The sequence below is a fragment of the Sulfuriflexus sp. genome, from assembly GCF_032250955.1.
In the GTDB taxonomy this organism is placed as follows: Bacteria; Pseudomonadota; Gammaproteobacteria; order AKS1; family AKS1; genus Sulfuriflexus.
In genome coordinates this window covers 15,968-40,505 of the sequence record NZ_JAVVES010000021.1, presented here as the reverse complement: position 1 = coordinate 40,505, position 24,538 = coordinate 15,968, and the positions used below count along the sequence as shown (strand labels likewise).

General features: G+C 55.4%; 28 protein-coding genes. 2 read left to right on the top strand and 26 right to left on the bottom strand.

The genetic code is table 11. From position 1 onward, the window contains the following. Nucleotides 1–25 precede the first annotated feature (25 nt). From RQ738_RS05810 to RQ738_RS05705, 22 genes are all read right to left on the bottom strand, one after another. The gene (locus RQ738_RS05810; RefSeq protein ID WP_314162772.1) at nucleotides 26–364 is read right to left on the bottom strand and encodes a hypothetical protein; all 339 of its coding nucleotides are present in this window, start codon (nucleotides 362–364) and stop codon (nucleotides 26–28) included. Between the two features lie 72 nt (nucleotides 365–436). Then, entirely contained in the window at nucleotides 437–637 is a 201-nt protein-coding gene (locus tag RQ738_RS05805) for a hypothetical protein (RefSeq protein WP_314162771.1), read from the bottom strand. Nucleotides 638–700: 63 nt separating this feature from the next. Continuing rightward, complete coding sequence (locus RQ738_RS05800) at nucleotides 701–1,882, bottom strand: cation:proton antiporter (protein ID WP_314162770.1); 1,182 nt, start codon at nucleotides 1,880–1,882, stop codon at nucleotides 701–703. Between the two features lie 90 nt (nucleotides 1,883–1,972). Then, nucleotides 1,973–3,361: a ribosome biogenesis GTPase Der gene (gene der, locus RQ738_RS05795; RefSeq protein WP_314162769.1), complete on the bottom strand. Its 1,389-nt coding sequence runs from the start codon at nucleotides 3,359–3,361 to the stop codon at nucleotides 1,973–1,975. A gap of 42 nt (nucleotides 3,362–3,403) precedes the next feature. Continuing rightward, nucleotides 3,404–4,585, bottom strand: a complete 1,182-nt coding sequence (gene bamB / locus RQ738_RS05790; protein WP_314162768.1) for an outer membrane protein assembly factor BamB — start codon at nucleotides 4,583–4,585, stop codon at nucleotides 3,404–3,406. Beyond that, on the bottom strand, nucleotides 4,582–5,244 hold the full coding sequence (locus RQ738_RS05785) for a YfgM family protein (protein WP_314162767.1): 663 nt from the start codon (nucleotides 5,242–5,244) through the stop codon (nucleotides 4,582–4,584). Before RQ738_RS05785 ends, bamB begins: the two co-directional genes overlap by 4 nt. 19 nt (nucleotides 5,245–5,263) lie before the next feature. Beyond that, on the bottom strand, nucleotides 5,264–6,544 hold the full coding sequence (gene hisS / locus RQ738_RS05780; RefSeq protein WP_314162766.1) for a histidine--tRNA ligase: 1,281 nt from the start codon (nucleotides 6,542–6,544) through the stop codon (nucleotides 5,264–5,266). 31 nt (nucleotides 6,545–6,575) lie between these two features. Continuing rightward, on the bottom strand, nucleotides 6,576–7,691 hold the full coding sequence (ispG, locus tag RQ738_RS05775) for a flavodoxin-dependent (E)-4-hydroxy-3-methylbut-2-enyl-diphosphate synthase (protein WP_314162765.1): 1,116 nt from the start codon (nucleotides 7,689–7,691) through the stop codon (nucleotides 6,576–6,578). Further along, nucleotides 7,688–8,641, bottom strand: coding sequence for a RodZ domain-containing protein (locus tag RQ738_RS05770; RefSeq protein WP_314162764.1), 954 nt, complete (start codon nucleotides 8,639–8,641; stop codon nucleotides 7,688–7,690). Before RQ738_RS05770 ends, ispG begins: the two co-directional genes overlap by 4 nt. After that, nucleotides 8,638–9,429 (bottom strand): type IV pilus biogenesis/stability protein PilW, encoded by a 792-nt coding sequence (gene pilW / locus RQ738_RS05765; protein WP_314162763.1) that lies wholly within the window; start codon nucleotides 9,427–9,429, stop codon nucleotides 8,638–8,640. Before pilW ends, RQ738_RS05770 begins: the two co-directional genes overlap by 4 nt. Continuing rightward, a complete protein-coding gene (gene rlmN / locus RQ738_RS05760; protein WP_314162762.1) occupies nucleotides 9,426–10,538 on the bottom strand; it encodes a 23S rRNA (adenine(2503)-C(2))-methyltransferase RlmN in 1,113 nt (370 codons plus the stop codon). Before rlmN ends, pilW begins: the two co-directional genes overlap by 4 nt. A gap of 37 nt (nucleotides 10,539–10,575) precedes the next feature. Next, nucleotides 10,576–11,004, bottom strand: a complete 429-nt coding sequence (gene ndk / locus RQ738_RS05755; protein ID WP_314162761.1) for a nucleoside-diphosphate kinase — start codon at nucleotides 11,002–11,004, stop codon at nucleotides 10,576–10,578. 155 nt (nucleotides 11,005–11,159) lie between these two features. Beyond that, complete coding sequence (gene iscX / locus RQ738_RS05750; protein WP_314162759.1) at nucleotides 11,160–11,360, bottom strand: Fe-S cluster assembly protein IscX; 201 nt, start codon at nucleotides 11,358–11,360, stop codon at nucleotides 11,160–11,162. A 34-nt stretch (nucleotides 11,361–11,394) separates the two neighbouring features. Further along, a complete protein-coding gene (fdx, locus tag RQ738_RS05745; RefSeq protein WP_314162758.1) occupies nucleotides 11,395–11,733 on the bottom strand; it encodes an ISC system 2Fe-2S type ferredoxin in 339 nt (112 codons plus the stop codon). Between the two features lie 21 nt (nucleotides 11,734–11,754). After that, the gene (gene hscA / locus RQ738_RS05740; protein ID WP_314162757.1) at nucleotides 11,755–13,614 is read right to left on the bottom strand and encodes a Fe-S protein assembly chaperone HscA; all 1,860 of its coding nucleotides are present in this window, start codon (nucleotides 13,612–13,614) and stop codon (nucleotides 11,755–11,757) included. A gap of 15 nt (nucleotides 13,615–13,629) precedes the next feature. Then, entirely contained in the window at nucleotides 13,630–14,169 is a 540-nt protein-coding gene (hscB, locus tag RQ738_RS05735; protein ID WP_314162756.1) for a co-chaperone HscB, read from the bottom strand. 36 nt (nucleotides 14,170–14,205) lie between these two features. Beyond that, nucleotides 14,206–14,529: an iron-sulfur cluster assembly protein IscA gene (gene iscA / locus RQ738_RS05730; RefSeq protein ID WP_314162755.1), complete on the bottom strand. Its 324-nt coding sequence runs from the start codon at nucleotides 14,527–14,529 to the stop codon at nucleotides 14,206–14,208. 18 nt (nucleotides 14,530–14,547) lie between these two features. Continuing rightward, nucleotides 14,548–14,931 carry a Fe-S cluster assembly scaffold IscU gene (gene iscU, locus RQ738_RS05725; protein WP_314162754.1) on the bottom strand — a complete coding sequence of 128 codons (384 nt, stop codon included), beginning with the start codon at nucleotides 14,929–14,931 and terminating at the stop codon, nucleotides 14,548–14,550. A gap of 60 nt (nucleotides 14,932–14,991) precedes the next feature. After that, the gene (locus tag RQ738_RS05720) at nucleotides 14,992–16,206 is read right to left on the bottom strand and encodes an IscS subfamily cysteine desulfurase (protein ID WP_314162753.1); all 1,215 of its coding nucleotides are present in this window, start codon (nucleotides 16,204–16,206) and stop codon (nucleotides 14,992–14,994) included. A 68-nt stretch (nucleotides 16,207–16,274) separates the two neighbouring features. After that, entirely contained in the window at nucleotides 16,275–16,748 is a 474-nt protein-coding gene (iscR, locus tag RQ738_RS05715) for a Fe-S cluster assembly transcriptional regulator IscR (protein ID WP_314162752.1), read from the bottom strand. 155 nt (nucleotides 16,749–16,903) lie between these two features. Then, nucleotides 16,904–17,737, bottom strand: a complete 834-nt coding sequence (gene cysE, locus RQ738_RS05710) for a serine O-acetyltransferase (RefSeq protein WP_314162751.1) — start codon at nucleotides 17,735–17,737, stop codon at nucleotides 16,904–16,906. A gap of 33 nt (nucleotides 17,738–17,770) precedes the next feature. Then, nucleotides 17,771–18,496 (bottom strand): RNA methyltransferase, encoded by a 726-nt coding sequence (locus RQ738_RS05705; RefSeq protein ID WP_314162773.1) that lies wholly within the window; start codon nucleotides 18,494–18,496, stop codon nucleotides 17,771–17,773. 136 nt (nucleotides 18,497–18,632) lie between these two features. On the opposite strand from RQ738_RS05705, the gene suhB reads away from it, so the two are divergent. Then, nucleotides 18,633–19,433, top strand: a complete 801-nt coding sequence (suhB, locus tag RQ738_RS05700) for an inositol-1-monophosphatase (RefSeq protein ID WP_314162750.1) — start codon at nucleotides 18,633–18,635, stop codon at nucleotides 19,431–19,433. A 136-nt stretch (nucleotides 19,434–19,569) separates the two neighbouring features. Continuing rightward, nucleotides 19,570–19,848, top strand: a complete 279-nt coding sequence (locus tag RQ738_RS05695; protein WP_314162749.1) for a hypothetical protein — start codon at nucleotides 19,570–19,572, stop codon at nucleotides 19,846–19,848. Between the two features lie 150 nt (nucleotides 19,849–19,998). Here RQ738_RS05695 and secF read toward each other — a convergent pair whose 3' ends face one another. The 4 genes from secF to tgt all read right to left on the bottom strand — a co-directional run bounded on the left by secF (nucleotide 19,999) and on the right by tgt (nucleotide 24,405). Beyond that, nucleotides 19,999–20,937, bottom strand: coding sequence for a protein translocase subunit SecF (secF, locus tag RQ738_RS05690; RefSeq protein WP_314162748.1), 939 nt, complete (start codon nucleotides 20,935–20,937; stop codon nucleotides 19,999–20,001). 10 nt (nucleotides 20,938–20,947) lie between these two features. Beyond that, nucleotides 20,948–22,822, bottom strand: coding sequence for a protein translocase subunit SecD (gene secD / locus RQ738_RS05685; protein ID WP_314162747.1), 1,875 nt, complete (start codon nucleotides 22,820–22,822; stop codon nucleotides 20,948–20,950). A gap of 86 nt (nucleotides 22,823–22,908) precedes the next feature. After that, nucleotides 22,909–23,244, bottom strand: a complete 336-nt coding sequence (gene yajC / locus RQ738_RS05680) for a preprotein translocase subunit YajC (protein WP_314162745.1) — start codon at nucleotides 23,242–23,244, stop codon at nucleotides 22,909–22,911. A gap of 45 nt (nucleotides 23,245–23,289) precedes the next feature. After that, nucleotides 23,290–24,405, bottom strand: a complete 1,116-nt coding sequence (gene tgt, locus RQ738_RS05675; protein WP_314162744.1) for a tRNA guanosine(34) transglycosylase Tgt — start codon at nucleotides 24,403–24,405, stop codon at nucleotides 23,290–23,292. Nucleotides 24,406–24,538: the final 133 nt, after the last annotated feature.

Genomic DNA, 24,538 nt, shown 5'->3' with positions numbered 1-24,538 from the left:
CCCTCCAATTTCCAGAAAACTATCTCTATTGCTCCAAATTCGCTATATTTTTACCCACTAATTTTTCCGAAGAGCCCTTTTTTTCTTCTTTATCGACGAATACGATGACCTTCGCTGCCGGTGCATACTTTTGCAAACTATATAAAAATACGTCGAGGTTGCAAATGTTCACCCCCGCATAATTATTGCCATAACCATAAAAGAATTCAGCCACCACGAAATCAGGCGTCTGTGTCTTCAGGGCATGAATAGCCTTGCGTGTTGATGTCAGGCGCACTTCTTCGATGCCAAGCTGCCGGTAATATTCAGACAGGGGCGGGTGCGTGGGGGATTCAATGATGGAAAATAATATCGGTGCCGGCATGGGGTCTGAATGTCCTTTATATTGCTACAGCTTACTAGCTCTATGGCAGACTGCAACACCCCTATGACCCGGTTACTGGCTGTTTGTCTCGCGCCGTTGTTTATCGGCCTCCAGCAATATCCCGTCAAGGTTTTTGGCCTTTTGCATAGCCCGGGTCTGGCTCTCTACCATGCCTGCCAAACCGGCCTTTTCACGGGCCGGTGCAGGCTTGTCTGCCGAACAACTGCTCATCAATATCGATAACGGTAACATCAGAATCCATAATCTTTGCATAGTTTTCTCCCTTGCCAGGTGCTCAAGACGGCAGCAGGTATTTTTACCTGCTCCAGGCTTATGCTAGTGGTTCGCGGTCTGGCGTATCGCATACCTTGTCATTATCGGACCAAATATTTCGAATAATACGGTCGAACCGATCACAACCGGCATGATCAATTCACCCAGTTCCGGCATACGTTGTTGCACGACCAGCGCCATGCCCAGGGCAACACCAGCCTGTGGCATAAGCGTCCAGCCTATCCAGCGACTCATACTGGCCGGACAAAGATGCCGGGGACAGCCAAGCCAGCCGCCAAGGACCCTGCCCACAATACGGAAACCGATATAGCCCACCGCCAACAAACCGAAACCATTGATCACTGCCGGTTCCAGCGAGGCCCCGGCGAGGACAAAAAACAGGATCAGAAATGGATGTTCAATATGGCTGATGGCCCGGAAAGAACGCTCACGATGACGCGACACATTGGCCACCACCGCCCCCAGTGTGACGGCACTGAGCAGGTAAGAGACCTCGAACCACATGGCCAGGCCACCACACAGCAAGACCATTCCCAGTGCCTCGACCAGGTTCAGTTCGCCACCGCGCAGGCGACCACTCAGCCAGGACAGCGGCAGCCCCAGCAACACGCCGAGCAGAATCGCCCCGCCGAGGTCGCGGAGCATGTGGATTAAAATTGCATTTGCCCCGGTACCGACATGAATGGTCTCGGCAATGGCAAACAAGACCCCGAAGGCCAGTAGTCCCCAGACGTCATCAATGGCGACGACACCGAGTATCGTTTCCGTGAAGGCATTGTGCTGACCGCTTTCCGTTACTACATCGAGGGTGGCGGCCGGGTCAGTGGCGGTGGCGATGGCGGCCAGCAACAAGGCAACCGCGATAGAAAACCCCAGCAAGGTCAGCCCCGCAAAGACGATGAAGGCGGTGATGATAACGGCGCTCAGAGAGATATTGATAATGCGTTTACCGCTTTTCCGCAAACTCGACAGGCACAGTTTTTCACCTAGCAAAAAACCGATCATCATCAGGGCAAGACTTGAGATAAAGGGTTCCCAGCTGACACGTGGTGCCGGCAGGACATCCAGCATAGCTGGGCCGATCAGAAAACCAAATAGAAGCAATAAGGTGACGCGAGGCAGAAAGGTATAGCGCCCGAGGACATCAGTAAGCAGGCCCAGCAACAACAGACCGCCGATGACTATAAAGGTTTCGGCAATAAATGTATCTGGCAACGTTTCCATACCCCCTTGTCTTTTCGCGTAATGACTACCCGTGATCTATTCGCCCGAAGATGACAACCGATCTGCCGGACGGTTGTCAGTAACGGCCTTTCAGCTCTTACGTACGTGCTTCATCAGGCGCTTTTTCTTGTACTGCTGACGCGGCGTGAGTTTGTTACGACGGCCTTCAAATGGATTTTCGCCGGTCTTGAATTCTATCCGCACCGGCGTGCCATGCAGGTCAAGCACCTTGCGATAGGTATTGGTAAGATAACGCTGGTAACTTTCCGGCACATTGTTGGTCTGGTTGCCGTGGATAACAATGATCGGCGGATTCTGCCCGCCCTGGTGAGCATAACGCAGTTTGATACGGCGACCGCGTACCAACGGCGGGGCATGCGCACTAACCGCATCTTCAAGTATCTGCGTCAGGCGCGAGGCACTGACCTTGATCATCGCCGAGGCATAGGCCTTGTCCACAGCCGCAAACAGGTCCCCCACACCGGTGCCATGCAGGGCCGAGATAAAATACTCGTCAGCATAGTCGATAAAGTTCAGGCGGCGGTCCAGTTCAACCTTGATGCGCTGGCGTTCATCCTTTTGCAGACCATCCCATTTATTGATGGCGATAACCAGCGCCCTGCCCTGCTCAAGGGCAAAGCCCAGCAAGGTCACGTCCTGATCAGTGATGCCACGGTGGGCATCAAACACCACGATCACCACGTTTGCCTCACCGATCGCCTGCAGGGTCTTGATGACGCTGAACTTCTCCGCAGTCTCATGTACCTTGCCACGTCGGCGCACACCGGCGGTATCGATGAGGGTATAGTGCGTGCCACGTCGTTCAAACGGGATACTGATACTGTCGCGCGTGGTACCGGGCATGTCATAGACCAGCACCCGCTCTTCACCGAGAATCCGGTTGATCAGTGTCGACTTGCCGGCATTCGGGCGACCGATGACCGCGATACGAATGCCTTCCTCGGTTTCCTCGTCCTCGCCCTCGAGCATTTCCGGCAAGGCCTCGAGCACAACGTCCTCGAGACCACCGGGCCCCCGGCCATGCACGGCAGAGATCGGGATCGGTTCGCCGAGACCGAGGGCATAAAAATCCGCGGCGAGGTAATCAGTATTGACACCGTCGCTCTTGTTCATGATTAAGAGGATATTTTTACCGAGCTGGCGCAGGCGAGTGGCGATGATTTCGTCGCCGCCGGTGAGACCGTCACGGGCATCAACCATAAACAGAACCAGGTCGGCCTCTTTAATGGCTTGCAAGGTCTGGCCTTCCATGAGCTCATCAATGCCGTCTTCGCCACTGAGGCCGCCCGTGTCGATGACGATCATATCCCGTTCGCCAAAACGCGCCGTGCCATACTGACGATCACGCGTCATGCCGGGTTGATCCACCACGATGGCGTCTCGCGTCCGGGTCAGGCGATTAAACAGCGTCGACTTGCCCACGTTGGGGCGGCCGACCAGTGCGATAACGGGTTTCATGATTTTAAGTTAATGCCACAGTTTCTTGCTGATATGTGGTAGTTAACCACCAATACGTAGTGCGGTCAGTTCACCGCCACTACTGCTGATGAACAGGGTATCACCGGCCACGATTGGTGCGGCAACAATCGGGCTGTTACCGACCCGAAGGCGTGCGGCAAAGGCACCACTCTTGCGATCAAGAAAATGCACATAGCCTTCCAGGTCACCGACCACGATATATTCACCAAAGGCTGTCGGTGCAGAAAGCTTGCGCGCACGTAGCTTATCGAGTTTCCAGTACGAGGAGCCGTTCCGGCGATCGAGTGCCCATACTTCACTGTTCTCATCGGTGACGTAAAGTACATTATTGTCCGCGCCGATACCGGCATGTGAAGACATTTTGCGATTCCACAGGCCGCGACCATTTTCCAGTGCCACTGTTGCAACATTTCCCTGGTAGGTGGCCACGTGCACCACGCCATTGGCAACAATCGGGTCGGCATCGATGTCAACAATACGCTCGATCTCGGAGCGGCCGCTGGGGATGGCAATACGGCTTTCCCACATGACCGAACCGTTCTTGAGCAACAGCGCTACCAGTTTGCCATTGGCCAGGCCGGCGATGACGCCACCATTGGTAATGACCGGGGCACTGGTGCCACGCAGGGTCAGTACCGGCACGCGGCTGTCATAAATCCAGACACGCTTGCCAGTATCGGATGAAAATCCGTAGATACGACCATCAATACTGCGCGCCACGGCAATCCCTTCTGCTGCGGAAGGTGCCGCCAGCACCTCACTTGAGACCTTGACGCGCCAGCGCTCCTCGCCAGTATCACGGTTGAGGGCAATTACCTCGGCATCGGCCGTACCCAGCAAGACAAGCCCGTCGCCGCTACCCGGGCCCCCGCGTAGTGGCAGACCGGTATCGACTTGCCACAGCAAGTCGCCGGTATTCACATCAAAGGCACTGACCCGCCCCTTGGCGCCGGCTGCATAAATGCGATCACCGTCGACGCGGGGCTGCAGACGTACATAGAGTTTCTTGCTATCGCTGCCCACGCTCGCTGACCAGCGCCGGGAAACCGGGACCGTCTCTTTAAAGTCCACCAGCTTGGCTGGCGGCTCAACATTGTCCTTGTCGCCGAACCAGCCGGTAACGGATTCCGTCATCGACTCACGCACAGAACTACAACCACTCAAGGCAATAATCAGGGAAACAATAAACAGGCGATACATCATTTTTCCACCCCGGCATCTGCGATTGACATGCTCGGCCTGGTGTCATCGAACTTCATCTGCACAACCTGGCGTTGCTGTGCGCCCAGACCCTCAGCCTGCAAGGCCCTGTCATAGGCCTCGTGTGCAGCATTGCGCTCGCCCCTGGCCAGCAGGACGTCACCTTTGATTTCCTCATAGAGCCCGGCATAGCCACCCGGACCGGCTGCAGCGATGAGGCCCAGCGCAGCATCATATTCGGCGGCGTTCAGCATAATCGCCGCCAGTTGCAAACGTGCGGTGTGTAACAATTGTGGCTGACGGCCATTATCCAGCACCCATTGCAACTGCTTGCGCGCCTGTTGCATATTCATTTTAACGGCGGCCTGTTTTGCCGCCGCCAGCGCGGCCATCGTGGCATAAGGAGTTCGCGGATAGTCACTGATGATCTGGCTGGCCAGCAAGCTGGCATCGTCAGCCTGACCGAGCTTGAATTTCTGTTGCATGCTCTCATAAATACCGGAGGCCTCAATGGATTGCGTCTCCCGGTAATCAAGGTAGTAGCGCCAGCCAAACAGGGCCCCGAAACCGATGATCAGACCGGCCACGACGGCAATACCGTTTTCCTTCCACCAGGTCTTGATCGCCTCGACCTGTTGCTCTTCTGTTAGATGTTCTGCCACGTAATCCTCTCCAAAATACTCAGGCTGTTTTCTCAACAATCGCCTGTAACCAATCCGCCAGGCCTGCCTGGGCAAACACCTGTTGTTCACTGGTGCCCCGCAAGTCCTTGACCGCAATCATATTCGCAGCCAGTTCATCCTCACCCAGGATCAGGGCCCAGGCGGCGCCGCTTTTATCCGCGCGCTTGAACTGGCTCTTGATACTGCCCGCGCCACAATTTACCACAAGTTGCAGGCCCGGGACCTGGTTTCGACACTGTTCGGCAAGTTGCATGCCGCGTAATTCAGCCTCTTCCCCGGACATGACCAGGTAGGCATGCGGGCGTTGCGCCGGTATTGCCGCGCCACTTTCCTCGAGCAGGCTTACCAGGCGTTCGATACCCATGGCAAAACCCGAGGCCGGTGTAGCACGGCCACCGAGTTGTTCGACCAGGCCGTCGAAACGGCCACCGGCACACACTGTACCCTGCGCGCCCAGGCGATCGGTGACCCATTCGAAAACCGTCTTGCAGTAATAATCCAGGCCGCGCACCAGGCGGGTATTGATGGTGTATTCAATACCTGCCGCATCAAGCAGTGCCTTAAGTCGTTCAAAGTGCTGCCGGGACTCTTCATCGAGGTGCTCCAGCAGGCGCGGGGCCTTTTCGATCATGGCCTGCATGTCCGGGTTCTTGCTATCGAGAATACGCAAGGGGTTGGTATGCAGCCGACGCTGACTGTCTTCATCCAGCAGATCGCCGTGGGCGGACAGGTATTCAACCAGTTGCTCACGGTAGGCGGCGCGGGCCTCACTGCTGCCCAGCGAATTGATCTCGAGGCGAATGCCGTCAAGGCCAAGTTCTTGCCAGAGGCGCGCCGTCATAAAGATAAGCTCGGCATCAATGTCCGGCCCGGCCAGACCAAAGGTCTCGACGCCAAACTGATGGAACTGGCGATAACGGCCCTTCTGCGGTCGTTCATGACGGAACATCGGCCCTGAATACCAGAGTTTTTGCGTCTGGTTGTGCAACAAACCATTCTCCAGGCAGGCACGCACACAACTGGCGGTACCTTCCGGACGCAGGGTCAGGCTGTCGCCGTTACGATCCTCGAAGGTGTACATCTCTTTTTCGACAATGTCGGTCACCTCACCGATAGAGCGGCAAAACAGATCGGTCTTTTCCAGTATCGGCATGCGGATTTCACTATAACCGTAACCGGCAAGGATCGATTTGATAGTCTGTTCCAGTTGCTGCCAGCGCGGCGATTGCTCCGGCAATATGTCATGCATACCGCGAATCGCCTGAATGTTCTTAGCCAAGTGCTTACCCCTAAAACTGTATTCGTCCGGCTCAGGCCGGAACGGAAACTTTTAATATATTCTTGTCATCCACGCGGTTCGCGATAAATTCGCGCACAACACGTTCCAGCTCATCGACCAGTTGTTCGTCGTCGACCTTGTGATCCGGCTTGCCATTGATATACAACAGGTTCGGTGAACCACCGGTCAGGCCGATGTCGGCCTCGCGTGCTTCACCCGGGCCGTTTACCACGCAACCAATCACAGCGACATCAATCGGCTCGAGAATGTCTTCGAGTCTTTCTTCGAGTGCGTTGACCGTCTTGATAACATCAAACTGCTGCCGCGAACAGGAAGGACACGCGATCAGGTTCACACCCTTGCTGCGGATCTGCAGGCTCTTGAGAATGTCGAAACCAACCTTGATCTCTTGCACTGGATCGGCCGCGAGTGATACACGAATCGTGTCGCCGATGCCGTCGTTGAGCAACATGCCCAGGCCAATCGCGGATTTCACAGCACCTGCACGCGCGCCGCCGGCCTCGGTAATCCCGAGATGCAGCGGCTGTTCTATCTGACCAGCCAGCTGACGGTAGGCAGCCACCGTGGTATGCACATCAGATGCCTTGAGGCTGATCTTGAAATCCTGAAAGTCGAGCCGGTTCAGAATATCAATATGCCGCAAGGCCGATTCCACCAGCGCGGCCGGTGTCGGCTCGCCATATTTCTTTTGTAGATCCTTTTCCAGTGAACCGGCATTCACACCGATTCTGATCGGGATACCGTTGGCGCGGGCGCTGTCAACAACGGCGCGCACGCGGTCTTCGCGACCGATATTACCCGGGTTGATGCGCAGGCAGTCGGCGCCCAGCTCGGCAACCCGCAGGGCAATCTTGTAGTCAAAATGGATATCGGTGATCAATGGCAGATCGGTACGTTTGCGGATCTGCGCGAAGGCCTCGGCAGCCTCCATGCTCGGAATCGAAATACGCACAATATCCGCACCGGCACGCTGCAGCGCCTGCAATTGTGCCAGGGTTGCCTCGACGTCACAGGTCTCGGTATTGGTCATACTCTGCACAGAGATCGGCGCATTCCCGCCAACCGCGACCCGCCCTACCTGGATCTGCCGGGAGACCCTGCGCTTGATTTCATGTCGGAAGCTCATTCTCGATTACTCTTGTTATCTTCTGCTGCACCCAGTTGAAAACGGGCCAGCTCGTCTTGCACATAGGCACTGAAATCATAGGGCTGGCCGTTATATTCAACTGTTACAGCGGCGGCATTCCCCAGGAAAATATTGAAAGGCGCGCGGCCCGTGATGTGCTTGGTCTGTCCTTCACGATACAAGTCATAGGCCAGTCTTTCTCCGCGACTGTCGGTGACCTCTGTCCAGCTGTCGCCGGTAAACTCCAACACCAGTTCGGCACCGGCGTCTCCGGCTTCCGGTCGGGTGGTCTGCGGCATGCCATTCTCACCGGCTTCTTCCTCGCCAGCCTGCGCGGCGACGACCTCTTCCCGGGCAGGATTGTCTACCGGCGGTGGCCCTGGCTCTGCAACGTCTGCTTCCGGCACGGGCCGGGGGCGGACTGCCGCCTCCGGCACCTCGCTGACAGGGGCTTCCTCGACAGGTTCCCCGGGCAATGCCGGCAGCATGGCATTTGGCTCTTGCGGCGCAGGCACTACCGGTTTGCCTGAGAACGCGGTAAAGTCCTGTGACTGTATCCAGCTGATGATGCCGGCGATAACAACAACAGTCAGCACCAGGGCAAACAGCTTCACCAGGAAACTGCTGTGTGAGGTCTTGTAAGGCTGACCGGTATTGCCGATCAGCGGCGGCGATTCCAGCTGCGCATGATCAAGAGCCTTGAGTAATGGTTCGACCGGCACATTGAGCAGACGCGCATAATTGCGCAGGTAACCGGCTATGTACATGCGGGTCGGCAAGCGGCTGTAATCTTCTTCCTCGAGTGCCTGGATCAGGCTCACCTTCAGGCGCAGCTCGGCGGCTACCTGTTCCTGTGAGAGGTTCAGGGCACGCCGGGCCGAAGACAAGCGCTGGCCGAATGAAGGGCTTATCTCGGTTGGCTCTTGTGCGGGTGTAGTTTGATCGTTCATCGTCTGTTTGACTCACGTAACAGGTGCGCCTCATCCGAATCCGGAAATTGTTTGCGCAATGTCAGGGCATAGCTGGCTGCGGCTCCCCGATCACCCATTTCGCGTTCGATACGCACAGCCAGCCACAGGCTTTGTGGTGTCGGCCGGCTGATTATGGAAAAGCGCTGCATATAGGCACGTGCCTGCAGGTAACGACCGCTCTCGTAATTGAGTTTGGCCATTTGGTAGAGGGCCACAGGATGTTTTGAATTCGCCTGCAGGACCTTGCGAAAATATGCTTCTGCACGATCATACTGTTTCGCATTAACAGAACAGATACCCGCGTTTATCTGTACCAACTGTGGCGAACGATAAAGGGGGTTGGACAGGGCCTTGCGAAACGTTTCATCAGCAGCCTCATACTCCTGCTTGCGGCAGAGGAACGCGGCATAGGCATTATAGGCATCGGAGTAACTCGGGTTCAGGCTAATCGCCTTCTCGAAATGTGTTTTTGCCGCCTCGGGCCGGCCCAGCTTGTCATATAGCAGGGCAATAGCATAATGCGCATCCGGGTAACTATTATCAATCTCGATGGCCCGACGAAATTTACTCAGGGCAAATTCGTAACTCCCCTTTTGCATATAACCGACACCGAGTTTGACATTGGTTTCCGCCAGCTTGTCACCTTCCGGGGCCACGCGCAGCTCGCCTTCCTCACTGGCATCGCTGCCGGTAGTACTACAACCGGCAAGACCCAGCCCACCCATTGCCACAACCATGTAGATGAATAGGGATTTTATTATTTTCATGCCGCGCCTGCCCTTTTGCGTAACGGCACACCGGGTTTGGTGCGCCTGGTTTTGTCTTTTACCTGGCCCGCCAGTTGACCACAGGCTGCATCAATATCATCACCGCGTGTCTTGCGCGTGATCGTTACCAGCCCACCCTGGATGAGGATATCACTGAACCTGGCGATCCGTTTCGCCGGGGAACGTTTATAACCTGACTGCGGGAACGGATTAAACGGGATAAGGTTTATCTTCGCCGGCAGATTCTTTAGCAGGCCGACCAGTTCCCGGGCATGTTCGTCACTGTCGTTAATACCATCAAGCATGACATATTCCACCGTCACGCGGCGACGCTGCTTGCCATCCAGGTAACGTTTGCAGGCTGCCAGCACTTCCTTGATGGGGTATTTTTTATTCAGCGGCACCAGTTCATCACGCAAGGGGTTATTCGGTGCGTGCAGTGACAGGGCCAGACTGACGTCACTGACCTCGCGCAGCCTGTCCAGGGCGGGTACCACCCCGGCCGTGCTCAGGGTCACACGGCGCTTGGAGATACCATAGGCAAAATCATCCTGCATAATAGCCATGGCGCGGACGACATTATCAAAGTTCAGCAGCGGCTCACCCATGCCCATCATCACCACGTTGGTGACGATACGTTCACCATCACGGCCGATCCCCATGGCCTTGTTCGCCACCAGTACCTGGCTGATGATTTCACCGGTGGTCAGGTTGCGGTTAAACCCCTGCTTGCCGGTTGAACAAAAACTGCAATCCAGTGCACAACCGATCTGTGAGGAAACACACAGGGTACCGCGAGCGCCTTCGGGGATAAAAACGGTTTCAATACTGTTGCCGGAATCGAGGCGTAATAACCACTTGTGAGTGCCATCAATCGAGGCCTGATCAACAAGCACTTCAGGCACACGTATCTCGGCGATCCCGGCGAGCCGTGTGCGCAGGGCCTTGCTGATATTGGACATCTGCTCGAAGTCAGTCACGCCATGCTGGTGAATCCACTGCATGACCTGAGAAGCACGAAAGGCCTTCTCGCCATGTTCGACGAAGAAGGCCTCCATGTCAGCCCGGTTAAAATCGAGCAGATTTATTTTGCTTGTCTGTTCAGACATGCCTCATGTTTCCAGTTAATCATTGAGCAGAGTACCTTTAGCGGGTACGTTCGCAAACACCTTCCGGGAAAAAGAAGGCAATTTCCTGTGCCGCGGTTTCCACTCCATCTGAACCATGCACGGCATTTTCATCTACGGTTTCCGCAAAATCGGCACGGATGGTTCCAGGCGCGGCATCAGCCGGATTGGTGGCTCCCATCAGTTCGCGATTCTTGTTAATGGCATCTTCACCTTCCAGGCACTGCACCATCACCGGCCCGGAGATCATGAAATCGACCAGGTCGTTGAAGAATGGGCGTTCTTTATGCACGGCATAGAAGCCTTCTGCCTGTGCGCGGCTCAGATGCAGCATACGCGCCGCCACAATGCGCAGACCGGCCTTTTCAAAGCGGCTATAAATCTCACCGATCACGTTTTTGGCCACCGCATCGGGCTTGATAATTGAGAGAGTACGTTCAATCGCCATTCTTGGGAAACTCCAATCTAAGGTGTTAACAATAACATAAAAACCCACGCAGATACGTGGGCTTAGGGGGAAAAACGGAGTGCTATTCTAGCCGCTGGCTGCGGCAGTAACAATGCCCGCGAGGGGGGGGGGTGCTTATTTTTTGACCATCCGCATTATTCCCGCTCCTCTATCCAGGCCATCTGGATGGCCTCGAGGATTTTCTCGCCGGAACGCTCCGGATCATCATCAAATTCTTCCAGCTCACAGATCCAGCTATGCAGGTCAGTGAAACGTATCACCTTCGGGTCTATCTCGGGGTGCCTGTCATCCAGCTCGATGGCGATATCGAGGGTATCCGTCCATTTCAAGCCCATACCAGCCTCCTGATTCTCTATTTATTACAATAGCTTAATGATTTTCCGAGACCATATTGATGGTATATTTCGGGATTTCGATGACCAGGTCCTTGTCAGCGACGATAGCCTGGCAACTCAGGCGCGAGTCCGGCTCCAGCCCCCAGGCCTTGTCGAGCATATCATCCTCGGCCTCATCGGCCTCGTTCAGGGACTCGCCGCCTTCGCGCACAATGACATGGCAGGTCGTGCACGCACAGGATTTCTCACAGGCATGCTCAATCTCGACTCCGCCGGCCTGAACGGCATCAATAACAGTCACCCCTGACTCGGCCTCAATGACCGCGCCTTCCGGACAAATCTCTTCATGGGGTAAAACAATAATCTGTGGCATGGTCTCTTCCGTTGCGTTTACTTACTCAAATTCTTCAAGGGTGTGGCCACTCAGGGCCTGATTTATACTCGAATCCATGCGCCTGGCGGCAAATTCGGCCGTGGCCTTGTCGGCAGCAGTGATAGCCGCCTTGATGTCCCGGGCCGCACCACTTGCACGGGCCTGACGCAGATCGTCCATGGCGGCATCAATGACAGCACGTTCGCCGTCATTCAGCAGGGCCTCGCCATTCTCGTTCAATGCGGCAGTAATGGCCTCGAGCACACGGTCCGCCTCGACCTGCTGCTCGCGCAGTTTGCGGGCCTCGACATCATCGCTGGCATGCTCGAAGTTTTCACGCAACATGCGTTCGATCTCATTATCCGATAACCCGTACGACGGCTTCACTTGCACACTGCTCTCGACGCCACTGTTCTGCTCGCGGGCGGTAACTTCCAGCAGGCCGTCAGCATCAACCTGGAAGGTCACCAGGATCCGCCCGGCACCCGCGACCATCGGCGGGATACCGCGTAATTCGAAACGGGCCAGCGAGCGGCAGTCGTCAACCAGTTCACGCTCACCCTGGAGGACGTGCACGGCCATCGCGGTCTGGCCATCCTTGAAGGTCGTGAATTCCTGCGCACGGGCCACCGGGATGGTCGTGTTGCGCGGAATGATTTTCTCTACCAGCCCGCCCATGGTCTCGATGCCGAGTGACAAGGGGATCACGTCGAGCAATAACATCTCGTCATCAGGCTTGTTACCGGCGAGGATGTCCGCCTGGATTGCGGCACCAACGGCCACCACCTTGTCAGGATCAATGTTAACCAGCGGTTCACACTTGAAAAACTCGCCGACCAGTTCGCGCACGCGGGGCACACGGGTCGAGCCCCCTACCATGACAACGTCTTCAATCTCGTCCAGTTCAATACCGGCATCGCGCAAGGCTCGCCGACACGGGTTCAGGGTCTTGCGGATCAGGCCATCAACAAGCATATTGAGCTGTGCACGGCTAAGCTCACCCTGCCAGTGGTTATCCGCCACCTGAATATCAATCGTTGTGACGTCACTGTCCGTCAATGCCTCTTTGGCTGCGCGCGCCTGGTGCATAAGCTGGCGAAAGACCGCCGGCTGTTGTGTATCAACATCCGCTTGCGTCGCTATCCATTCGACAATGGTGCGGTCCATGTCATCACCGCCAAGCGCCGAGTCACCAGCCGTGGCCATGACTTCAAATACGCCCTTGTTCAGGCGCAGGATAGAAATATCAAAGGTGCCACCGCCAAGGTCATAAATGGCATGCACGCCTTCCGAGCCACGGTCCAGTCCATAGGCTACCGCAGCAGCGGTCGGTTCATTTAACAGGCGCATGACATTCAGGCCGGCAAAACGGGCCGCGTCCTTGGTCGCCTGGCGCTGTGCGTCATCAAAGTATGCCGGCACCGTGATCACGACACCACTCAGCTCACCGCCGAGGCTTTGTTCTGCACGTTGCTTTAGTGCTTTCAGGATCTCGGCCGAGACCTCGATGGCACTGACCTCACCGGCAATCGTCTTCAGGCGCGGGACGGAATCCGTCTCCAGAAACTGATAACCGCTGTTATCGGCCTGTACATCCACGAACCCACGTCCCATGAAACGTTTCACGGAGATAATCGTGTTCTGCGGGTCCTGGCTGGCGGACTGTCTTGCCGCTTCACCAACCATGGGGCTGACATCGGCAAGGTAACGCACCACGGAAGGCAACAGGTGTTCCCCGTCGGCGTCCGCCAGAGTCACCGCCTCGCCACTGAGCACGCTGGCGACCAGTGAGTTGGTCGTCCCCAGATCGATCCCCGCGGCCAGACGATGCTGGTGTGGCGCGGTTGCTTTACCCGGTTCTGATATTTGCAGTAATGCCATAACTGATTAATGTCCTTAGAGCAGGCTCTCTTCACGAGACTCTGCCTCTTCGCGCAAGCGATATAAAAATTGTAACTGCAGGCTCAGGCTATGTGCCTGTTGCAGGTTTTCGTCATTCACGTTGGCGAACAGGTCCGTCATTTTCTGTACCCGCTCGCTAATACGTGACTCGATACTGGCCGTGAATTCCGCCAGTGTCGCCAACGGCTCGTCCTTCCCGGGAATCGCATCAAGCTCTTCGCGCAGTTCCATCTGCTCCATCAGGAACATGCCATCCATGACGGTATTCGATTCATCATTGATGTCGATACCATGCAGGCTTAACAGGTAACGCGCCCGCTGCAGGGGATCTTTTAATGCCCGGTGCGCTTCGTTGATCAGCGACGCCTGCTGCATAGACAGTCGACGTTCCCGATCGCTGGCGTTGGCAAAGCGATCCGGATGTGCACTGCGCTGCAGGTCACGATATCGCTCTCTCAGGCTGGAGATATCAACCTCGAAGGAAACCGGGAGGCCGAATAATTCAAAATAATTTTTACCAGGAACTACCTGCATGTAACTACTCCAGTGCTCACCAATCGAACACTGCCGTTATACGGTAAAGCTCTCGCCGCAGCCACAGGTATCCTTGACATTAGGGTTCTTGAACTGAAAGCCCTCATTCAGGCCTTCCCTGGCATAGTCGAGTTCTGTGCCATCAAGGTAGAGAAGGCTTTTCGGATCGACAAATATCTTGATACCCTGGGCCTCGAAGCTTGTATCCTCAGAATTAGCCTCGTCAACAAACTCGATCACATAGGCCATGCCCGAGCAGCCGGTTGTCTTTACACCGAGACGCAGACCTACTCCCGAGCCACGAGACTCAAGGAAATGGCGAATGCGTTCAGCTGCCTTATCGGTTAGCGTAACCGCCATGATAAAAACTCCGATCGATTATTTAACATTCTTGCTCTTGTAGTCAGTGATCGCGGCCTTGATGGCGTCTTCAGCAAGCACCGAGCAATGTACCTTCACAGGTGGCAATGCGAGCTCTTCCGCGATTTGCGAATTCTTGATCTCACCTGCCTCATCCAGTGTCTTGCCCTTGACCCATTCGGTCAGCAAGGAGCTGGATGCAATCGCTGAGCCACAGCCATAGGTCTTGAAACGGGCATCTTCGATAATACCACTGGCATTAACCTTTATCTGCAAGCGCATAACATCGCCACATGCCGGGGCACCGACCATACCGGTACCGACTTCGGTATCACTGTTTTCGAAAGAACCAACGTTACGTGGATTCTCGTAATGATCCATTACCTTGTCACTGTATGCCATCTTTCTATACCTCCAGAGATAAAGATTATCTTTAAATCTTTAAAAAATAATGCACATGGATTAATGCGCAGCCCACTGTACTGATTCCAGATCGATACCTGCCTTGTACATATCCCAAAGTGGCGACAGATCCCGAAGTTTATCGATACTCTTTCGTATCAGCCCAATCGCATAATCAATTTCTTCTTCCGTTGTAAAACGGCCCATCGTAAAGCGAATTGAGCTATGTGCCAGTTCATCATTGCGGCCAATGGCACGTAATACATAAGATGGCTCCAGGCTCGCTGAAGTACAGGCCGAACCGGATGAAACAGCGAGGTCCTTGAGTGCCATGATCAATGATTCGCCTTCAACATAGTTGTAACTGATGTTGATGTTACCGGCGATGCGATGCTCCATATCACCATTGATATAGACTTCCTCAATACCTTCCATGCCATCCAGTAGTCGCTGGCGCAGCTTCAGAAGACGTGCAGTTTCTTCAGCCATTTCTTCACCGGCAATCCGGAAGGCCTCGCCCATACCCACGATCTGGTGAGTCGGTAATGTGCCGGAACGCAGACCGCGCTCATGACCACCACCATGCATCTGTGCCTCGAGACGGATGCGTGGTTTACGTCGAACAAACAGGGCACCCATACCCTTCGGCCCATAGATCTTGTGGGCAGAGAATGACATCAGGTCAACCTTGGCCTTTTGCAAGTCAATCTCGACCTTGCCGGCACTCTGTGCACCATCAACATGAAAAAGGATGCCTCGCGGACGGGTCAGTTCACCGATCGCCTCGATATCCTGGATCACACCGATTTCGTTATTCACGTGCATGATTGAAACCAGGATGGTGTCTTCACGCATGGCTGCTTCCAGCTTGCCCAGATCGATAAGACCGTTCGTTTCCGGATCAAGATAGGTAACCTCAAAACCTTCGCGTTCCAGCTGGCGACAACTGTCCAGCACTGCCTTGTGCTCTGTCTTGCAGGTAATGATGTGCTTGCCCTTCTTCTTGTAGAAGTGTGCAGCACCCTTGATGGCGAGGTTATCGGATTCGGTAGCACCGGAGGTCCAGATAATTTCTTTCGGGTCACAGTTAACAAGATCGGCAACTTGCTTGCGGGCGAGGTCGATCGCGGCTTCCGCGTCCCAGCCATAGGCATGTGAACGCGAGGCCGGGTTACCGAAGTTACCCTCCAGCGTCAGACATTCCATCATCTTCTCGGCAACACGCGGATCTACCGGTGTTGTTGCTGAGTAGTCAAAATAAATCGGTAGCTTCATATACATCTGCTCCGTAGTCATTACCCGTATACCCGGGCAATTCAGATAGCATTAAAATTCAGATAGCATTAAACGGTGACAGTCTTGCCGTTAATTTCACTTACTTTCACACCATGCTGGCGCTGTGCGACTTCCTGTACTTCCCGGCGGTTAACCAGGTCATGCAGGGTAATTCCACTCAGGAAATCATAAATACGCTCGCTCAGGTCGGTCCACAATTCATGGGTAAGACAGGGTTCGTCATCCTGGCAGTTGGCAAGCCCACCACAGCGGGTTGCATCAACCTTTTCATCAATTGCGGTTACCACGTCAGCCACTGCGATATCACTGGCCACACGGCTAAGACGATAACCACCGCCCGGACCACGGGCACTGATCACCAGTTCTTTCTTGCGCAGGCGGGAGAACAGCTGTTCAAGATAAGACAGGGAAATACCTTGTCGACGAGAGATGTCGGCCAGGGTAATCGGGCCATCGTCATAATGAAGAGCGAGATCGAGCATTGCGGTTACAGCGTAACGGCCTTTTGTCGTGAGTCTCATTGCAAATACCCTCTTGGGAACATAATATAAGCTTGTACTTATTTTACATACCTGAGTAATTTAGTCAACTTTAAATACCCCTCGATACCTCTCTTTCCAGGCCGAACGGAAGGGCGCATATTCTACGATAAACTGCAGGGACTTTGTAGCGGGTTTCAGCTCTTGCTCCGGGGCGGTTCCTGGTCGCTGTGCGGCTCTTCCTCAGACATGTCACCATCATCTATGGGTTCGGGTTCATCCGCCGTCTGGATCTTGCAGGGCCCCAGGTCTGGTAGCGATAAGTCCGCGATTTCGCTACCTAAACTTTTCAGGGCCTGGCACATGGTTTCCATTTTGGAGTCCATGGCATGAATATGATCCAGCATGCTGTTGACGGCATTAGCCACCGGGTCAGGCATGTCACCGTGCGAGGTGCCATAGGCATCGAAGCCGATCTTCTCGGCAAATGCCTTACGTTTTTCATGGTCTTTTGTGCTCACCACCTTGACGATGTGGCCCGGGATCCCGACCACCGTGGCATTCGCCGGGACATCTTTGACCACCACGGCATTTGAGCCGATACGGCCATTGGTGCCGATCGTTATCGGGCCGAGGACCTTGGCCCCGGCGCCCACGACGACGTTATCGCCGAGGGTCGGGTGGCGTTTGCCCTTCTTCCAACTGGTACCGCCAAGGGTCACACCATGATAAAGCGTGCAGTCATCACCGATCTCTGCTGTCTCACCAATGACCACGCCCATACCGTGATCGATAAAAAAACGCCGGCCAATACAGGCCCCGGGATGTATCTCCACGCCTGTGAGCCAGCGAGCGAGCGTCGATAACCAGCGTGACAGCCAGCGCAGCTTCCACAACCACAGGCGATGACTGATTCGATGGGCCAGCAAGGCATGGTAACCGGGATAGGTTGTCAGGACCTCGAACACACTCCGCGCCGCGGGGTCGCGATCGAATACACACATGAGGTCTTCGCGGATACGTGCAAACATAAGATTCCTGATTCTCGTGGTTGGTTAATAGCGCTATTGTAAACGATCCCGCACCCGTTTTTGCGTCGCGGTCAGAATTCCACGGAGGATATTCACCTCGGTCTCCTCCAGGCGAGTCCTGTTATATAGCCTGCGCAGACGGCGCATGAGCTGGCGTGGTTGTTGCGGGTCGAGAAACTCGATCTCGATCAGCGCCTGCTCGAGATGCTCAAAGAACCGCTCAACGTCAGCCGTGGTCGCCGGCGGACTGTCACTCTCCACCTCGGTCACACCCTCGCGACCGGCCATGTGGATTTCGTAGCTGAGCACCTGCACAGCGGCCGCCACGTTCAGGGAACTGAAGTGCTCGTTACAGGGAATATGCACGAGGGCATTGCAACACAGCAGTTCCGTATTGGTCAGGCCCGAGTGCTCGCGACCGAACACCACGGCCACCGGGGTCTGCTTGCTGGCGCCAATGATCTGCGCCGCCGCTTCGCGTGGCTCGGCCAGCGGCCAGGGCAGGCTCCGCAGCCGGGCACTGGCCCCGAATACAAGACTGCAGCCGGCCACGGCGGCTTCCAGGCTTTGGCAGACTGTCGCCCGTGCCAGCAGGTCATCGGCACCGGAGGCACGGGCGCTGGCATCGGCATTGGGGAAAGAAAGCGGTTCGACCAGGTAAAGCTGGCTCAGGCCCATGTTTTTCATGGCCCGGGCGGCCGCACCAATGTTGCCGGGATGGCTCGTATTGACCAGCACAATGCGGATATTCTCGTACATGGCGTGAAAGCTACCGATAAGTGCCACGCAAGTCCAGCTACGACTTGTGATTTTTCCTTCCCGACTATACACTTGCGGCCACTCGCAGGCCTCTGCCTGCACGCTCTTACCTAAACCGGATAGCAGGAACAAACGCATGCAACCGATGCTGAATATTGCTGTGCGCGCCGCGCGCGAAGCAGGCAAGATCATCATGTATCATTACGAACGACTTGATAACCTGACGATCAGTGCCAAGGCCAGAAACGACTTTGTCAGCGAGGTCGATATGAAGACCGAGCAGACCATCATTCAGGCCATCCACAAGGCCTACCCGGACCATGCTATCCTCGCCGAGGAGTCTGGTACCCAGGGCCACAATGAATTCGAATGGATCATTGACCCCCTGGATGGCACCACCAATTTCCTGCACGGTTTTCCCCAGTTTGCGGTCTCGATCGCGCTGCGCCACAAGGGCCGCCTCACCCAGGGTGTGGTCTATGATCCGGTCAGCCAGGACCTGTTCACGGCCTCTCGCGGAGGCGGCGCTGCGCTGAACGAACGCCGGATTCGGGTCAGTAATTCACGCACCCTTGAGGGTAGCCTGCTCGGTACCGGTTTCCCGATCCGCCAGCAAGAACACCTCGATATGTACCTGGAGACCTTCAAGTCCCTGTTCCAACACTGCAGTGGTGTCCGCCGGCCCGGTGCAGCCTCGCTGGATCTCGCCTACGTCGCCGCCGGGCGTCTGGACGGTTTCTGGGAACTGGGCCTGCACCAATGGGATATGGCCGCGGGGGCCCTGCTCATCCTCGAAGCGGGCGGTATCGTCGGGGACTTCGCCGGCGACCACAAATACCTCGAGAAAGGTCATATTGTCGCCGGCAACCCAAGGATGTTTAAGGCAATTCTGTCAACGATCCGCCCACACCTGAAGCCGGAGTTTTTCGCCTCTTGATCGCCACACGGCCTTGACCACAAGATAATGTAGCTGCGCGCCCTGTCTCACACCGCATAGTGTGACGCAGATCACTCAAGTTTTGCCTGTGTTGTCCGACATAGTAAATACACAACACAAACACTTGGGTATCAAAATGCCGAAGCGGTATGACCTCGAAAAATTCAGCGATTCTAAAAATCTGCAGACTAGCAAGGCGCTCGAGTTGATTATGCGTGACGTGATCGACGGCATGGAAGAACTTGCCAACATGAGCGGCTTTTCCCCCAGGGGCGGGCATTGTTTTGAGATCCTCGGCATCGATTCACCTGAGGACTTTGTCGATTCGCCCCTGCCAGCCACAGAAACCGAAAAGGCCGGGCAAGACAGTGCCGTGGTTATCCCCCTGAAGCGCAAGAAACAGGCAGCGGCATAAAACAGGAATTGATGATTTATGATCGCTGATTGATGATTGGGATTTAGTGGCCCACCTAAACCGCAGCAACAGCTTGACCCAACTCCAAAGACAAAAAAACGGCGACTGTATCAGTCGCCGTTTTTGTTTGACCCGGTTAAGGCGGTCTAATCAGACCTGTGAGCCATCCGGATTCACATTCTCCGGCTTTACCTGTACCAGGTCGGCCTTGCTCACGCCCAGTGACAGTGAGGCGGAACCGGCCACATAAATAGACGAGTAAGTACCGACAACAACACCGACAAGCAGCGCGGTGGCAAAACTGTGGATCAACTCGCCACCGAGAAAGAACAGGGCCAGCAAAACCAGCATCGTGGTCAACGAGGTGATGATGGTGCGGGACAGGGTTTCATTAATGGAAATATTAACTACATCAAGCGGGTTGCTGGTACGCAGACGACGGAAATTCTCACGAATGCGGTCAAACACGACGATAGTATCGTTCAGAGAGTAACCAATCACGGCCAGAATGGCGGCAAGGACGGTCAGGTCAAACTCGAGTTGCAGCAGTGAGAAAAACCCCAGGGTTATCAACACATCATGAAACAAGGCCGCCACCGCGCCGACCGAAAACTGCCACTGAAAGCGCAGGAAGACATAAACAAAGATGCCGAACAGGGCATACAGAATGGCAAATGCCCCCTGCTCGGTCAGTTCATCGCCTACCTGTGGGCCGACGTATTCAACGCGGCGCATTTCAACTTCGTCTTCTGACGCCGCCTGCAAGGTGTCGATAAGCTTCTTGCTCAAATCCACACTGCTAATGCCCTCGCGCGGTGCCAGCCGAATCAGCACATCGGTAGAGGCCCCGAAGTGTTGTACCTGGGCATCGCCATAGTCTTTCGCCAGGGCCGCACGCACCCCGGCCAGTTCCGTCGGTTGTTCATAGCCAACTTCGATCACGGCCCCACCCGTAAAATCGACCCCGAGGTTCAGCCCCCTGGTGGCCAGCGAGGCAATTGAGGCTGCAATCAGGAGCAATGACAGCACCATCGCCAGGCGGCGCTTGCCCATGAAGTTGAATGTGGCGGCTTGCTTGAATATCTGCATGGTCGTTTCCTTAAATCGACAGCTTGGTCAGGCGGCGCTTGCCCCAGACCAGGTTGACTACTGCCCGGGTACCCATGATGGCGGTAAACATGGAAGTGACAATGCCGATGGATAGCGTAATCGCGAAACCTTTAATCGGCCCGGTCCCGAATACAAACAGGACGACCGCGGCAATCAAGGTCGTGACATTGGCATCGGCAATAGTCGAGAGCGCCTTATCGTAACCGGCCGCAATACTCGCCTGGGGTGAGTTACCTATGCGGAGCTCTTCCCGGATACGTTCAAAGATCAGCACATTGGCATCCACCGCCATGCCCACGGTGAGGACGATACCGGCGATACCGGGCAGGGTCAGTGTGGCCTGCAGCATCGACAATACCGCGATAATCAGAACCAGGTTCATGGCCAGGGCCAGGTTTGCGACCAAGCCGAAACCGCGGTACCACATGACCATGAACACGAGCACCAGCACAAAACCGATGATGACCGAGCGGGTGCCCTTGTCAATATTATCCTGCCCGAGTGACGGCCCGATGGTCCGCTCCTCGACGATGTCGATTGGCGTGGCCAGTGAACCGGCACGGAGCAACAATGCCAGCTGGCGGGCCTCATCCGGGCTATCCAGACCAGTAGTCTGAAAGCGCTTGCTGAAGGGCTCGAGGATATTGGCGACACTGATGACCTCTTCGATCTTCTTGCGCTGGCGGACTTCCTCGCCATCGATATTGCGGATCACCGTCTTGGTCTCGATGTAGACCACGGCCATGGGCTTACCGACATTCTCCTTGGTGAACTTGAGCATGCGCTTGGCCCCGGCATCATCGAGGGTCACGCTGACCATCGGGCTGCCGGCACGCTGGTCAATCCCGGAGGCGGCATTCACGACCATGTCACCGGTCACGATCAGGCGCTTCTTCAGCAGGATCGGGTTGCCGTTACGTTCCTTATATATGCGTGAACCTGGCGGTACGCGGCCGCGCAGGGCTTCCTGCAGATCGTTTTCGGTATCCACGGCGTGATATTCGAGGGTTGCCGTGGCGCCGAGAATATCCCGGGCATAGACAGGGTCCTGCACGCCGGGCAGCTGTACAACGATCCGGGTATCCCCCTGCTGCTGGATAATCGGCTCGGCCACGCCGAGTTCATTCACCCGGTTACGCAAGGTGGAAAGATTCTGTTGCAGGGCCGAACGCTTTGTTTCAATAATTTCATCCCGGCTCAGGCTGGCACGCAGATAAAAGGCGCCATCACGTTCTTCATCAGTCAATTCCAGATTGCGAAATTCCGTGGCGATAATCGCATGTGCCTTGTCACGACGTTCGGCGTCACGGAATTTCACTTCAACACCACCGGTGCGGGTTTCATTGCCAGGCACACGGTTAATCGTCAGATAACGGATCTTTTCATCACGGAGCGCGGAACGAACATCACTGACATAACGCTCTTCACCGAGACGCTCGGCAGCCTCCATATCCACTTCCATGAGGAAGTACACCCCGCCGCGCAGATCCAGACCGAGATACATCGGCAAGGCGTTCATCGAACGCAACCATTCGGGCGTAGTAGGTACGAGGTTCAGGGCCACGGCAAAGTCACGCCCCAGCTCCTCCTTGATAATATCCTTGGCCCTGAGCTGCAACTCGGTGTCATCAAAGCGCGCGATCAGTTTTTCGCTACTGGCTTCGATGCGCCGATAGACAATGGCCTTGTCATCGAGAATGGTCCTGACTCGATCGGCAAGACCCGGATCAAGTTTGGCGCCTCGCAATGACGGCGACACCTGCACAGCCGGCTCACCCGGATACAGGTTCGGCACGGCGTAGAGCACACCGACAGCAATGACAAAGAGGATTAACAGGTATTTCCAGAGCGGATACTGGTTCATAAATTATCTATCGTTTTGTTGTGCGCTGTCGGCTTTCCGCCGACTGCATTGTTTCCTTACACATATCTGCTTAGAGGCTTTTGCCTTCACAAACTCTTGATTGTGCCCTTCGGTAACACCGATGCCACCGCCTGACGCTGCACTTTAATGGTTGTGCCATCGGCAATATCGACGTCCACATGGTCATCGGCCACATTGCTCAGCTTGCCGTAGATCCCGCCAGATGTGAGTACCTCGTCACCCTTGCTCAACGACGCTACCAGCTGCCTGTGTTGCTTGGCGCGCTTGGCCTGTGGCCGGATAAGCAGGAAATAAAATACGGCAAAAATGACGACCATAAAGATGAGACTGGTCATGGGGTCGCCCTGTGTGGCCGCCTGGCCATTACCCTCGGCGAGGGCCTCAGAAATGAAAAAACTCATGATATTTAACCTTCTCTCGTTATTGCTCAGTTAAAACTTTGGCTATTATGACACAGCCGGCGCGGTTTGGTCGCGTTTTGCATAGAAATCATCCACGAAGTCCTGCAGGGTGCCACTCGCAATGGCCACGCGCAAACCACGCATGAGTGCCTGATAATAATACAAATTATGTATAGTATTGAGACGTGCACCGAGGATCTCGTTAGCCCGGTCAAGGTGGTGCAGATAGGCCCGAGTATAGTTTTTGCACGTGTAGCATTCGCATGCCGGGTCCAGTGGGCGCGTGTCATCACGGTAGGGGGCATTGCGTATGCGCACGACCCCCTCGCTGGTGAACAAATGTCCATTACGGGCATTGCGAGTCGGCATCACGCAGTCAAACATATCAATCCCGCGACAGACGCTATCGACCAGGTCCTCGGGCGTGCCTACGCCCATCAGGTAACGTGGTCGATCCGCGGGCATCTGTCCGGCCAGCCGATCGAGCACCTTCAGCATTTCCTCCTTGGGCTCGCCGACCGAGAGGCCGCCGAGGGCATAACCATCAAAGCCGATCTCGACCAACCCGGCCAGGGATTCCTCGCGCAAGTGTGCATACATGCCGCCTTGCACAATGCCGAACAGCGCCGCCGGGTTATCGCCGTGCGCCTGCTTGCTCCGTGCCGCCCAACGCAACGAGAGTTCCATGGAATCGCGGGCCTCTTTCTCGGTGGCCGGAAACGGCGTACACTCGTCAAAGATCATGACGATATCGGCCCCCAGGGCGCGTTGCACCGCCATCGACTCTTCCGGGCCCATGAAAACCTTGTCGCCGTTCACGGGCGAGCTGAAGTGCACGCCTGCCTCGGTGATCTTGCGCAGCTTGCCCAGGCTCCAGACCTGGAAACCGCCCGAATCGGTGAGGATAGGCCCGTCCCAGTGCATGAAATCATGCAGATCGCCATGTTTCTCGATAATTGCCGTGCCCGGCCGCAGCATCAGGTGAAAGGTATTGCCAAGGATGATCTCGGCACCGATGTCACGCAGTTCTTCCGGGGTCATGGCCTTGACCGTGCCATAGGTGCCGACCGGCATAAAGGCCGGGGTCTCAACCGTGCCGCGCGCAAACTGCAACTGGCCGCGACGTGCCTGACCATCTGTGGTGTGTAATTCAAATTTCATAGTTATAACAATCCCAAAGCCCAACGCAGAGGCGCAAAGGCGCGAAGAACGCGGAGAAAATAATTATAAGTATTAGAGTTTTCATTTTAAGCCTATACAAATACGGCATTGCGAGCTTACGATTCTATTCTTC